A 13,587-nucleotide genomic window follows, 5' to 3' on the forward strand; every position below is an offset into this window, starting at 1 on the left:
GCCATCAGAACCGGGGAGTGCCTAACATGGGCAGGCGCGCGCCATCAAACCGGCGCGGGCCGGTGGGGCGCCTCAGGCCGTGCCGACGGTCTGGAACATACAGGCGTCGATGGCGTCTTGGGGCTTGCGCCCTCCCCGCACGAGGAAATCAAACGCGGGAAAGTAGCGATCGGCTGCATCGATCGCGGCATCGATCATGGAAGCCGCCTGCGCCAGGGTCGGGCGTTCCCCGTGCGGCAGGGCCAGGGCGTGGCGGAACACGATCTCCTGATCCTCGCTCCACAGCTCGAAATGCCCCAGCCAGGTGCGCTGGTTGATCAGACCGATCAGCTCATGCAGGGCCGGACGGCGGGTCTTCTTCACGCGCAGGTCCAGCGCGCAGCACAGCTGCAGGCAGTCGCCCTCCGGCCGCCAGGCGAACCACAGCTCGTAGTCTTTCCAGTCGCCCGCCAGGGCGAAGGCCAGATCGCCGTCCGCCGTGCGGTCGAACGGCAGGTTCTCCGCTGTCAGAACATGCTCGACCACATCGAGGGGATCGAAGGGTGTGTCCACCTCGTCCGGTCTGACCATGTCCATTCAGAGAGTCCTGTCCTTCAGAGGGTTAGCGGGAAAACCCCGGGAATCGCCCTCGACACACAGACGGTAGGCCTGTTCGCGGATTCGGCTCAACCGGCTGCGTCCCGGGGGGGAAGATCGCCTGTGGACGTTCCCTTTTGAGGCTTGTTGCGGGTGCGTTTCGCGGGTTCCGCGTCCGTGCCCTTCAGCGACGCCAGCTCGGCGCGCAGGGCGGCCACTTCGGCCTTCAGGGCGTCGAACTCGTCCCGGCGCACGAGGTCCAGCTCGGCAACCAGACGATCCGTCTGGGCGCGCATGGCCGATTTCGCTTCCTCGCCGGCCGCCTGGGCCAGTCCCATGGCGCCGGTCGACAGACGGGCCAGTTCATCGAGAAGCGGATTACGGGTCTGCATGGTCTTCTGCCTTGATCGATTGGGTTGACGCTGGGCTGCGCCGGTTTCCAGAGGGTTAATGAAATCTTGCGGCCGCGGGGTCCATGTGGCGCATCGCCCTGCCCGGCGCCAGTCACGCACCGCACGCCGGGGGCCAATTCGTGCAAGACGCCCCGCACCTGACTTGCTAAAGCGAAGCCCACCCCGATCACCCAAGGATACTCCGTGACGTTCCCTGAATTCGATCCGGTCTGGTTCAGCATCGGTCCCTTCCCGGTGCGCTGGTACGCCCTGGCCTATATCGCGGGCCTTGGCCTCGGCTGGTGGTATGCCTCGCGGCTGGCCAGGAACACCTCGCTCTGGCTGCCGGGACGGTCGCCCGTCACCCAGACCCAGCTGGACGACCTCGTGCTGTGGATCGCGCTTGGCGTCATCGGTGGCGGCCGACTGGGCTACGCCCTCTTCTACAAGCCGTCGCTGTATGCCCAGCTGTTCACGGGCGAGGCATGGTCGAAGCTGGAGCTGTTCCGCATGTGGGACGGCGGCATGTCGTTCCATGGCGGCCTGATCGGGGTCACCCTCGCCATCATCTGGTTCGCCCGGCATCAGAAGATACGGCTGCTCAGCGTGGGGGATCTGGTGGCGCCCGTGGTGCCGATCGGCCTGTTCTTCGGCCGCATGGCCAACTTCATCAACGGCGAGCTGTGGGGTCGCACAACGGACGTCCCGTGGGCCATCCGCTTCTGCAACGAGCGCATCTTCAACACCTATGGCTTCTGCCCGGCCGGTGATCTGCCGCGCCACCCCAGCCAGCTTTATGAAGCGGGGCTGGAGGGTGTTCTGCTGTTCCTGATCCTCGCCTTCGCCGTGTGGAAGGTCCGCCTGCTGGCCAAGCCCGGCTATGTCACCGGCCTGTTCCTGCTGGGCTATGGCCTCAGCCGGGCCGTGCTGGAAACGGTGCGCGAGCCCGATGCCCACATGCCCGGCGCCCTGCAGGGCGTCGTCACCATGGGCATGCTGCTGTCAATCCCGATGATGCTGCTGGGCGCCTGGCTGATCTGGCGTGCATGGAGCCGTCCGCCGGTCGGCCCGGCCTCCTGAGCGGGGACGCACCCGCGACGGACCTCAAGGCGCGGCTCGAGCGCGAGATCGCCCTGACCGGCCCCCTGTCCGTCGCGGACTATGTCACGCGCTGCCTGCACGATCCGCGGGCCGGCTATTACGCCACCCGCCCGGCGATCGGGCCGGACGGCGACTTCCTGACGGCCCCGCTGGTCAGCCAGATGTTCGGCGAGCTGATCGGCCTGTGGCTGGTCGAGACCTGGAGCCGCATGGGCGCTCCAGGCGCCTTCCGCTTCGTCGAGGTCGGCCCCGGCGACGGCACCCTTATGGCCGACATCCTGCGCGCCGCCCGGGTCGTGCCCGCCTTCATCGAGGCCTGCCGCCTGACGCTGGTCGAGCCGAGCGCCCCCCTGCGCGCCCTACAGGCAGGGCGGCTGACCGACGCGCCCGTCGCCCCGGTCTGGGCCGACAGTCTGGCGGCGATCGACGGCCAAGGCCCCGTCCTGCTGGTGGCCAATGAGGTGCTGGATTGCCTGCCCGCCCGGCAGATCGAACGCACGCCGGACGGCTGGGCCGAACGCATGGTCGGGCTGGACGCGGACGGACATCTGGCATTCCGTCTGGGGCCGGTCGCGCCCGGCTTCGTGCCGCCGCCCTATGCGGTTCAGCCCGGACAGGTGGCCGAACAGTCCGAAATCCAGACCGCCTTCGCCCGCGCCGTGGCAGGCCTGATACGGGTCGAGGGCGGCGCCGCCCTGCTCATCGACTATGGCCGCGATACCCCCGGGCCGGGCGATACCCTCCAGGCCCTGTCCCGCCACCGGAAGGTCGATCCTCTCGCGACACCCGGTCAGGCCGACCTGACCCAGTGGGCCGACTTTGCCGCCGTGCTGGAGGAGGCCCGTCTGGCGGGTGTCGCAGTCGCTCCCCTGCTGACCCAAGGCGAGTTCCTGACCCGGCTTGGCCTGACGGTCCGCGCTGACCGGCTGAAGGCTGCCCAACCGGACTCAGCCGACATTCTCGACCGTCAGGTGGCGCGCCTGATCTCTCCCGACCAGATGGGTAACCTGTTCAAGGTCGCGGCCCTCCATAGCCCCGACACCCTGACCTTGCCCGCCTTTGAGGTAGCCCCATGACCGACCTGCCGACACCGATCACCCATCCCCTGCTGGATATCCCGGGCATCCGCCATGGCTTCTTCACGCGCGAAGGCGGCGTCTCGACGGGGATCTACAAGGGCCTGAACACCGGGGTCGGGTCGAAGGATGATCCCGAGGCTGTAAGGGAAAACCGCGCGCGTGTTGCCGCCGCCATGGGGGGCACGCCCGGCGATTTCGCCGCCTGCTACCAGATCCACTCCGACATCGTGCACATGACGGACCAGCCGTTCGGCGACGAGCGGCCGGAGGGCGATGCGGTCATCGCCGTCGAAGAGCAGGGCATCCTGTGCGCCGTGCTGACCGCCGACTGTGCCCCTATCCTGATCGCCAACCCCCGCGCCGGTCTGGTCGCAGCGGTCCACGCCGGCTGGAAAGGCGCGATCGGCGGCGTCATTGAGGCCACGCTTCGCCGGATGAAGGAGTGCGGCGCCGAGCACGACCAGACCATCGCCGTCGTGGGCCCCACCATTGGCCAGGCCTCCTATGAGGTCGACGCGGCGTTCGAGGACCGGTTCCTCGGCCAGTCTCCCGGTTCGGGCCAGTTCTTCGTCATGGGCAAACAGCCCGACCGGCGTCAGTTCGACCTGCCGGGCTATGTCATGTGGAAGCTGGAGCGCGCGGGCGTCGGCCAGATCGCCTGGACTGGCCACGATACCCGCGTCGATGCCGACCGCTTCTACTCCAACCGCCGCGCGCATCTGAATGGCGAGCCCGATTTCGGCCGGATGATGAGCGTGATTACGCTGGCCTGAGGCCCTAGCCCGCCATCGCCACGTCGGGCACGCGGGTCACTTCGCGCCACGCATCGGGGCGGGCCAGCAGTTCGCGGACCAGCATGTTGTTGACCGCGTGGCCGGCCTTGTAGCCTTCGTAGCGGCCCAGCAGCGGTCCGCCCAGCACATAGAGGTCGCCGATGGCGTCCAGCGCCTTGTGCTTGACGAACTCGCGCTCCATCCGCAGGCCGCCGGTGTTCAGGATCTGGTCGCCGTCGATCACCACAGCGTTCTCAAGGCTGCCACCGCGGGCCAGACCTGCGCGGCGCAGGGCGTCGACCTCATGGGCGAAGCCGAAGGTGCGGGCCGCCATGATGTCACTGCGGAAGGTGGCCTCGTCGACGACGAAATCGACGACCTGATTGCCGATCACCGGTGTGTCGAAATCGATCTCGAAGCGCATTTCATAGCGGTCGCAGGGCAGCAGGCGGGCGTGCTTGTCGCCCTCCGTCACCTCGATCGGCTTCAGGATTTCGATGTAGCGCAGCGGCGCGGCCTGGTTACGGAAGCCCGCCCGGTCCAGCAGCTGGACGAACGGCAGGGCCGAGCCGTCGAGGATCGGCAGCTCAGGCCCATCCACCTCGACCACGGCGTTCGAAATGCCAAGCGCGCAGAAGGCGGCCATCAGATGCTCGATGGTCGACAGGCGCACACCTGCGCCATTCTCGATCATGGTATTGAGGCGCGCCTCGACCACGGCCTGCCCCGACACTGGGATGCGGTTGTCGCGATCAGTCACATCGGTGCGGACGAAGACGATGCCCGTGCCCGTGGAGGCCGGGCGCACGGCCAGACGCACGCGCTGGCCCGTGTGCACACCGACGCCGGCGATGATCGCCGGGGCGCGCAGGGTCTGTTCGAGATGATCGGCAGAAACCGGGATCACGAAACCGTCCACACAGAGGCCGGGCGGAATTGCCCGACCGAACCTCTATGCCGTGGTTGACGAGACGAAAACCAAAGTCAGGTTTCGGATTGTTTCGCCCCGGTTACGAACGTCCGCAGCACGGACGGTCGCCGGTCGCCCTCAGTTGGCCAGACGCCTCAGAAACGAGGGGATTTCCAACTCATCCTCCTCGGAGGGTTCAGGCTCCGGGGTCTTGAGGGCCGAGTTTCCCGACAGACGCATCGAGCGGGGCTCGTGGCGTGTCTCCGACCGGGCTTCCGGCGCATAGGGGGCGGGTTCCGGCTGGGCGCGCTTGCGACCGAACAGGCTCCAGCCAGACTTGCGGTGATGGTCGCGATCGTCCCACTCGGGCTCGGGGGCGGGTTCCGGCTGGCGCTCGGCGCGTTGCGGCGTCGGCTCCATATAGAGGTCACCCTGGACCGGACGGGTGGTGGCCCGCGGGTTCAGATCGGCTTCGTATTCCTCGACCCAGGGATCGACGATCGGGTCGAGCGTGCGCGGCTCGGCGGCCTTGATGACCGGCTCGGCGGGAGCAGCGGCCGGCGCGGGGCGCGGCTCAATGCGCGGCTCGGGGGCGCGGGCCTGTTCGAAGGTCGGGGTAACCGGCGCGGGCTCGGCCGAACGGATGATCGGCTCGGCGGTGCGGCGCGGCTCGCGATCGGCCATGGTCGGCGTCGGCGCCGGACGGGTGGTCGGCGTGGGTCGCGACAGGGTGGACGGCGGAGTCTGGGCGACCACGCCCTCGTCCATGCCGGTGGCCACGACCGAGACGCGGATCTTGCCGTCCAAGGCCGGATCAAAGGCCGCACCGAAGATGATGTTGGCGTCGGGGTCGACCTCGGCCGAGATGGCGTTGGCGGCCTCGTCGACTTCCAGCAGGGTCATGTCCATGCCGCCGGTGATGTTCACCAGCACGGCCTTGGCGCCCTTCAGGCTGGTCTCGTCCAGCAGCGGATTGGCGATGGCGTTCTGGGCCGCCATCAGGGCGCGGTCGTCGCCCTCGGCCTCGCCCGTGCCCATCATGGCCTTGCCCATTTCGCTCATCACGGCGCGGACGTCGGCAAAGTCGAGGTTGATCAGGCCCGGCAGGATCATCAGGTCGGTGATCGAGCGCACGCCCGAGTGCAGGACCTGGTCGGCCATGCCGAAGGCGTCCGAGAAGGTGGTCCGCTCGTTGGCGACCCGGAACAGGTTCTGGTTCGGAATGACAATCAGGGTGTCGACATAGCGCTGCAGCTCGGCAATGCCGGCCTCGGCCAGCCGCATGCGGTGACGACCTTCGAAGGTGAAGGGCTTGGTCACGACGCCGACGGTCAGGATGTTGCGGTCGCGCGCGCATTTCGCGATCACGGGCGCGGCGCCGGTCCCCGTTCCACCGCCCATACCGGCGGTGATGAAGACCATATGGGCGCCTTCCAGATGGGTGGCGATCTCGTCAGCCGATTCCTCGGCGGCGTTCATGCCGACCTCGGGGTGAGCGCCCGCGCCCAGGCCCTGGGTGATCGTTTCGCCCAGCTGGATACGCCGGTCGGTCTTGGCGAAGCTGAGGTGCTGGGCGTCAGTATTGGCGACGACAAAGTCGACGCCCTCAAGGCCCGCATCGATCATGTTGTTGACGGCATTGCCGCCCGCACCGCCTACGCCGAACACGACGATCCGCGGCTTCAATTCCGTAGCTTCAGGGCGCACCAGCGACAGCGACATGTGTTTTCCGACCTCAAATCCGAGCCCGCTCCGTCCAACCGAACGCCAATCCCCCCGAATCGCATTGGTTATGAGCGGGTTAATAGAACACCCGTAAGCCTTAACAGGTGGTTACCGCATAGACTGAGTCGGGGAACGAGCCAGAGGGGGCAATGCTCCCCGCACGCACATAATTCGTCGGCTGCCAGAGGTCGGCACGGCAATGGGTCAGGCAAAGAAAAAGGGCGGCTCTTGCGAGCCGCCCTTTCCCGTTCCGGTGAGGCAGAACCTTACCAGGGACGGAAGTTCAGACCGATGAAGAAGCGACGGCCCCAAGCATCGAAGTTGTTGTAGAGCGTGCCCTGCAGATAGGGGTTCTGCTCATTGTCGAAGGCGTTGACCACACCGGCGCGCAGCGACAGGTCGTCACGCACATTCCAGCGGAAGGTGAAGTCGTGGCGGGTAAAGGCGCCGGTCTTCAGGGCATCCGAGGGAACGTTGTCGATGTTCGACATGATCGAGAACGGACTGAAGATCTGCTGCGACGTTTGCCAGTCGGCCGTCCAGTTGACGCTCCAGATGTCGTTCGGCGCATAGGTCAGCGACGAGTTGAACCGGACACGCGGGTAGAAGAGGTTGCCCGCCGAACCACTCGCATCCGTCGGATCCGAGGTGTTCGTGTAGGACTCCTGGCTGATCAGCCACAGACCGTTCAGGCTGTAGGAGAACCGACCCATGTCGCGACCGATCAGGTCATAGGTGTCGAGGCTGTAGTTGACGCTGAAGTCCAGACCTTCGGTTTCCAGACCCGCGTAGTTGATCGAGCCCTGGATGAAGCCGCCGATCGGGTCACCGGTCGGGGCACCGATACGGAAGCCCGAAGACCGGACGACCGGGTCGGTCGAGGTCAGATAACCAGCGGTGGCCGGGTTGTTACGGAAGATGGTGTTACAGGCGGCGACGTCGAGCGTCGCACCGTTCACGCAGTTTTCCGAGGCAACACGGGCCGACACGGCCGAGATCACGTTGTCCACGCGGATGTCGTAGTAGTCCAGGACGACCGAGAGGTTCGGGAACATGCGGGGCTTCAGGATCACCGAGAAGGTGAACGATTCCGACTCTTCAGGCTCCAGGAACGGGTTACCCGCGTTCACGCCGGCCACGCCCGAGGTGTAGTTCGGGATGTAGTCGTCCGTGTTGGTCGCGGTCGCACCGGCGAAGTCGAAGAAGCCGGGGGCGAAGCCGTCAGCCTGGGCCAGCGCCTCACAGTTCTGGATCCGGTTGGCCCGGATTTCAGCGCTGAGCGACGGGTTGGTGATCGACGCCGTGGCGCAGGGGTCAACAACACCGTTGTAGAAGGTCTGGGTGGCCGGACGGAAGTTCTCCGCCAGGTTCGGCACCCGCACCGAGGTGTTCAGGCTGGTCCGGAAGGCGATGTCCGGGATCGGACGATAGACCAGGTTCAGACCATAGACGTCACCTTGGCCGGCCGTGGTGTAGTCAAACTCACGGTAGGAGGCGCTGAACTCGGCATAGTCGCCCAGGAAGCTGTCACGGAACAGCGGGATGGCGATTTCACCGTAGAACTCGTCGCTCTCATATTCGGCGCCCAGGAAGTCCGGACCCGTATTCATGAACAGCAGACGACCGTTGGTGTCGGCGCTGCGGCCCACACCTTCGGTGTACTCGCGGCGGTGCTCGTAACCGACGGCAACGCCCAGCGGGCCGGCACCCCAGAAGTCCCACAGCTGACCGGCCACGTTGACCAGGGTCTGCTCCGAGATGTTCTGCTCGCGGACACGGATGGTGGCGTCGATATAGGCGAGAGCCTCATCCGACTGGTTGTCGGCGCCGAAGATGTTCAGCGGCTCGCACTGGTCGATCGAGTCCTGACCATATGTCGTCGCTTGCAGGGCGCCCCCGCGGACACGGTCCGCGCTGAGGATCCCCTGGGCGTCAAGCAGGGTCGAGCGACAGACAATGGCGCCCGGAGTTCCCAGGATACCCGCGGCGTCCACGACAGCGTCCGACGCCAGGGCAAACCGTTGCGAGTCGATGCCACGCTCAGCGTTGACGTTGTTCATCTCGCCACGGGTGTAGCCGACATCCCACGACACATTGCGGAAGAACAGCAGGTTGTCGAAGTCACCGTCCAGGCCGACCACATAACGCTCAACCTCGCGGTTGTTGTCCTGCGAGCGGTCCGGGCCGAACGAGATGTACTGGGCTTGCTGCACCAGCACCTGGCCCAGGAACTGACCGGGCTGGGTCTGGGTCGGCGGGCCATAGCGGTTGAGCATGTTGGTCGCGATCGCGTCCTTCACGTTCTGCGGAAGGAAGGCGTTGTCCGACCAGCGCAGGTCATAGGACTGCACCCCGTAGATCACCGGCGTGCTCGTCGAGCTGTAGCTGGTGTCGTCCAGGTAGATGTTGAAGAAGGTCGGCTGCGAGATGTCGTACACATCTTCGGTCACGAACTTGTACTCACCCGACAGGTTCACGTTCGGCAGGACGCTGAAGGTAAAGCCGGCCTGGAAGCGCTGCGACTCGATTTCCGGGAAGCGCGAGGTGGTACCGAAGTCCGCCGCGCTGACGCCATCTCCGCCGTAGTTGTACGGACGGTTGGCGCCGGTGTTGCCCACGCGCGTACCGAAGTCGGCCAGGCGCGCCGTGCCCTGACCCGGGTCGAACCAGAAGGTATAGCCCGGGTTCACCGCGTAGCAGCTCGAGCTGTAGTTAAACACGCCGGCAGCGCTGGCGCAGGTGAAGTAGGGGATATCCGGATCGTTCAGCGGGCTGGCGGCCTGACCGTTGGCCAGGGTCACCTGACCCCAACGCGGGCGATCCATCCGGTTCAGGTTGTAGAAGATGGCGTTGTCCAGATCGCCATCCGCCGGAGTGGCGGTCGGATCAGCATCGAGACCGATGAAGCGCGGATCATCGTTGAGCCAGTCCACATCGAAGGACGTCACCATGTCCTGCTGCTCGTACTCGCCGAACGCATAGACGTTCAGGCGGTCGTCGAGCAGGTTGGCACCGACCAGCAGCGACGCGCGACCGGCAGCCTGGCCGTCCTGGTTGATCATGCCGTAGTTGGCGTCGAACTCGACACCTTCGAAGTCATCACGCAGGATGAAGTTCAGCACACCGGCCACGGCGTCGGCGCCGTAGATCGACGAGGCACCACCGGTGATGATTTCGATGTTCTCGATCAGCAGACGCGGGATGGTCGAAACGTCAACCGAGAGCGTACCGGCGCTCGAACCGACGTGGCGGCGACCGTCAACCAGGGTCAGCGTACGGCCGGTGCCCAGCGAACGCAGGTTCGCGAAGTCCAGACCACCGTCGTTCAGGCCCGAGCCCGTGGTGTCCGACGGAACCAGCGAGTTCGACAGGGCCGGGATGGTGGCCAGATAGTCGATGACCGTCGACTGACCGGTGGTCAGCAGCGCTTCGCGCTCAACCTGGATCAGCGGGGTCGGAGCGTTGGTCGGGTCGCGACGGATGCGCGAACCGGTAACGACGATTTCCTCAACCTGGACCGCTTCCTGCGGGTCCTGGTTCGAATTGGCATCCTGGGCCAGAGCCGGAGCCGACGCCATCATGACACCCGCCAGGATGGTCGTTCCAAAGAGATACTTGCGCTTCAACAGCATGTTTTGTTGCCCCAACCGTGAGATTTGACAGTACGTGACGGAGGCCACGGGTCGTAGCCTACGCTTCCGGATTTCACGCTAGCAGCAATGTGGCGCGCCACAAGGCATTGTGGCTCGACTGTGACCATTCAAGGCGGGGTATGTTACAATCCGGACACAGTCTCGCCATGCGGGCGAAATGTTTCGGACGGCCGTTATTGGCGGGAATTCAGAGGTTACGGCGCAGCCAGTCGGCGGCGCGGGCGATCACACCGCCCTCGCCCAGCCCCGGCGCATCAGCGGCAGAAATCTGGCGGGTCATGAGCCGGCGGGCCGAGACCGATTCCCGCGGGCCATAGGCCGCCTTCAGCAGACTGCCGGCAGCGGCACAGAAGGCCGGTCCGGAAGCCGCATCGGCCAGGTGGGGCGCCCGCTGGGGTCGGCCCAGGCGCACCGGACGGTCGAACACGCGCACGGCCAGCTCCCGAACGCCGTTCAGCTGACTGGCCCCGCCGGTCAGCACCACGCTGGTGCCGGGCCCCAGCGCGATTCCACCACTGCGGATCCGGTCGCGCAGGATCTCCAGCGTCTCCTCGACGCGAGGGGCAATGACGCTCTTCAGCATGGCGCGCGGGACAACCACGGCCCCCGCAGACGGGTCCTCGCCGCGCGGGGGAGCCTCGAGAAGCTCCCGGTCCTCATTGGCCGAGGCCATGGCCGAGCCATGCAGAGTCTTGAGCCGCTCGGCTCCGACGCGTGAGGTCGACAGGCCGCGGGCGATGTCGCTGGTCACATGGTCGCCCCCGACATTCAGGCTCTCGACATGCAGGAGACTACGGCCGGACCACACGGTCGCCGTGGTCGTGCCGCCCCCCATGTCGATGCACAGGGCGCCCAGATCCATCTCATCATCTTCGAGGGCGGCCAGCGCTGAGGTCACCGGCGCTGCGACCACACCCTGCAGGTCCAGGTGGGCCAACTCCAGACAGTGGCTGAGCGACAGGAAGGCCGTCTCGGCCATCGACACCACCAGCAGGTCCAGCTCGAGGCTGTTGCCCCGCATGGCGCGCGGGTCGCGCACGCCCCTGGCATCATCGACCGACCAGGCAACCGGCAGCACGTGGATGGGGCGACGGTCCGGCAGGCGTATCTTGTCCAGCGCCAGGCCGATGGCCCTGGCCAGATCGGCATCGCTCACCGGATTGGCCCCCAGCGAGACACGCGAGCGTACCCGGTGGCTCTGCATGCGACCGGCCGAGGTGCTGACCATAACGCCGGTCACGGGGACGCCCGCAGCCCGCTCGGCGCGCTCGACCACATGGCCGATGGCCTGGGCGGCGCCCTCCATGTCGACGATCATGCCCTGCTGGACGCCACGCGACTGGACATGGCCCACACCGGCGACGCGCACGGTACGGTCCGCATGGCGCACCCCGTCAGCCTTCATGATGAAGCAGGCCATCTTCGAATGGCCGATATCCAGCGCGGCGACCAGCGGCGCACGGCTGCTGCCCACGGCTCCGTCAAGGCTGAGTTCCGGACGACGTCCCGCCATCACAGACCTCCTGCGGCGTAGGTCGCATCGGCCAGGTCGCCCGCGAGCGCCGCAGGCCGCAGCCCCAGGGTGCCCGGCACCTTCAGATCCACCAACTCGAATCCGCGCTCGAACAGATGATGCCGCTGGTCCAGCGCATCCAGCTGGATCAGGGCGCCCTCGACGTCCTCGGCCGGCAGGCGGATCAGGCCTCCGTCCTTGAGGCGTATATCCCAGCGCCGCTCGTCGACCCGGACCAGGGCCTCGGTGCGGTCTCGCAGGCGCGGGCGCGCCTCGATCAGCGGCAGGATCTCGGCGGCGGCCGCCTCGGCCCCTGCCCCCACCACCAGCGGCAGATGCAGGTACTGACGTGGATCCGCGCCCCGGATCACCTGACCCTCGCCGTCGATCACGGAAATCTGGCCGTTCGCCTGCCAGATGGCCATGCGGTCGTGCTCGACCACCTCGACCAGCAGAGTGCCGGGCAGCAGGCGCACCACGCGCGCGTCCTTGACCCAGCTGACGGCCCGGACCTGTTCCAGCAGGGCGTCGAGATCCAGCGAGCTCATGGCCTGCCCGCGCTGCACGTCCAGGGCCGCCTGGATCGCGGGCGTGGCCTCGGCCGAGGCCCCGGTCACATGCACGCGCGACAGGCGAAAGCCCATGCCGGCGACCATGCCGTCAATGCCATGGGACATGGACTGGCCCACGCGTTCGGCCCTTGCGCCGGTCGCCATCAGCCCACCGATGAACAGCACGCCGACCAGCAGCGAAATCCCCACGGCGCGCGCCGACAGGTCCAGCCGGCCGATAGCCGCCATCTTGGCCGGCAGGCCGTTGGGCTGCGCCTTGCCGCGCCCTCCGCGACCGCGTGACGACGGGGCCTGACGCCCCCGGGACGTGCCTCTGCCTTGCTGGCGCCGACCGCCGCGAACTACCGCGGGCATGACGCGTCCTCCACCATCCACCTGACCAATTCCGGATACCCGATGCCGACATGGGCGGCCTGCTCCGGAACGAGCGAGGTCGAGGTCATGCCCGGCTGGGTGTTGACCTCCAGAAGAACGAGAACGTCCTTAATATCGTCATAACGAAAATCGGATCGCGACACGCCGCGGCAGCCCAGCGCCGTATGGGCCCGCTCCGACAGCCGCAGGGCCATCTCGAACACATCGGATTTCAGTCGCGCCGGCAGCTCGTGGACCGAGCCGCCCGGCGCATATTTGGCCTCATAGTCATAGAAGCCCTTGGTTGGGGTGATGTCGGTCACCGTCAGCGCCCGCGGGCCGTCCGCCTCGCCCAGCACCGCCACCGCCAGTTCGCGACCGGCGATGAAGGGCTCGACCATCACCTGCTCGCCATAGGTCCAGTCGTCGGCCCCGACCTCCTGGGGCGGGCGGTTCGATCCTTCGGTCACCAGAAACACGCCGACCGACGAGCCTTCGGCATTCGGCTTGATCACATAGGGCGGCGCGATCACGTGATCACGCGCGACCTCATGCCGGTCGAACAGGCCCCCGCCTGGCACCGGTATGCCGGCCGCCGCCAGCACCGCCTTGGATTTCGCCTTGTCCATCGCCAGCGCCGAGGCCAGCACGCCGGAATGCGTGTAGGGAATGCCCAGCGTCTCCAGCACGCCCTGGACGCAGCCGTCCTCGCCCCAGGCGCCGTGCAGGCAGTTCAGCACCACATCGGGGCGCACCAGACCGCCCAGCACATTCGCCAGATCCCGACCGGCATCGATGCGGCTGACGCGGCCGACCTGGCCCTCCAGCGCATCCGCACAGCCCTTGCCCGAGTTCAGCGACACCTCGCGCTCCGCCGATAGCCCTCCCATCAGGACGGCGACATGCAGGTCTTTCAGGGAGCGCTTCATGGTGCGGAAC

General features: G+C 66.8%; 11 protein-coding genes. 3 read left to right on the forward strand and 8 right to left on the reverse strand.

The window, feature by feature from the left end:
• Nucleotides 1–72 precede the first annotated feature (72 nt).
• Nucleotides 73–576 carry a type III secretion system chaperone family protein gene (locus LC068_RS04150; RefSeq protein ID WP_209116594.1) on the reverse strand — a complete coding sequence of 168 codons (504 nt, stop codon included), beginning with the start codon at nt 574–576 and terminating at the stop codon, nt 73–75.
• An 89-nt stretch (nt 577–665) separates the two neighbouring features.
• The gene (locus tag LC068_RS04155; RefSeq protein WP_226634761.1) at nt 666–968 is read right to left on the reverse strand and encodes an accessory factor UbiK family protein; all 303 of its coding nucleotides are present in this window, start codon (nt 966–968) and stop codon (nt 666–668) included.
• A 204-nt stretch (nt 969–1,172) separates the two neighbouring features.
• On the opposite strand from LC068_RS04155, the gene lgt reads away from it, so the two are divergent.
• From lgt to pgeF, 3 genes are read left to right on the forward strand one after another with little or no spacing between them, the layout of a single operon-like run.
• Complete coding sequence (gene lgt / locus LC068_RS04160; protein WP_226634763.1) at nt 1,173–2,048, forward strand: prolipoprotein diacylglyceryl transferase; 876 nt, start codon at nt 1,173–1,175, stop codon at nt 2,046–2,048.
• A complete protein-coding gene (locus LC068_RS04165) occupies nt 2,015–3,145 on the forward strand; it encodes a class I SAM-dependent methyltransferase (protein ID WP_226634765.1) in 1,131 nt (376 codons plus the stop codon). Before lgt ends, LC068_RS04165 begins: the two co-directional genes overlap by 34 nt.
• Nucleotides 3,142–3,921, forward strand: a complete 780-nt coding sequence (gene pgeF / locus LC068_RS04170) for a peptidoglycan editing factor PgeF (protein WP_226634767.1) — start codon at nt 3,142–3,144, stop codon at nt 3,919–3,921. Before LC068_RS04165 ends, pgeF begins: the two co-directional genes overlap by 4 nt.
• Before the next feature lie 4 nt (nt 3,922–3,925).
• Here pgeF and lpxC read toward each other — a convergent pair whose 3' ends face one another.
• From lpxC to LC068_RS04200, 6 genes are all read right to left on the reverse strand, one after another.
• Nucleotides 3,926–4,825, reverse strand: a complete 900-nt coding sequence (gene lpxC / locus LC068_RS04175; RefSeq protein ID WP_226635456.1) for a UDP-3-O-acyl-N-acetylglucosamine deacetylase — start codon at nt 4,823–4,825, stop codon at nt 3,926–3,928.
• 144 nt (nt 4,826–4,969) lie between these two features.
• A complete protein-coding gene (gene ftsZ / locus LC068_RS04180; protein WP_226634769.1) occupies nt 4,970–6,553 on the reverse strand; it encodes a cell division protein FtsZ in 1,584 nt (527 codons plus the stop codon).
• A 269-nt stretch (nt 6,554–6,822) separates the two neighbouring features.
• Nucleotides 6,823–10,188, reverse strand: coding sequence for a TonB-dependent receptor domain-containing protein (locus tag LC068_RS04185; protein WP_226634771.1), 3,366 nt, complete (start codon nt 10,186–10,188; stop codon nt 6,823–6,825).
• 208 nt (nt 10,189–10,396) lie between these two features.
• Nucleotides 10,397–11,722, reverse strand: coding sequence for a cell division protein FtsA (ftsA, locus tag LC068_RS04190; RefSeq protein ID WP_226634773.1), 1,326 nt, complete (start codon nt 11,720–11,722; stop codon nt 10,397–10,399).
• A complete protein-coding gene (locus tag LC068_RS04195; protein WP_226634775.1) occupies nt 11,722–12,648 on the reverse strand; it encodes a cell division protein FtsQ/DivIB in 927 nt (308 codons plus the stop codon). Before LC068_RS04195 ends, ftsA begins: the two co-directional genes overlap by 1 nt.
• Nucleotides 12,636–13,577, reverse strand: a complete 942-nt coding sequence (locus LC068_RS04200; RefSeq protein ID WP_226634777.1) for a D-alanine--D-alanine ligase — start codon at nt 13,575–13,577, stop codon at nt 12,636–12,638. The genes LC068_RS04195 and LC068_RS04200 overlap by 13 nt, the downstream gene beginning before the upstream one ends.
• Nucleotides 13,578–13,587: the final 10 nt, after the last annotated feature.

The organism is Brevundimonas poindexterae (assembly GCF_020524625.1).
Lineage (GTDB): Bacteria > Pseudomonadota > Alphaproteobacteria > Caulobacterales > Caulobacteraceae > Brevundimonas > Brevundimonas poindexterae_A.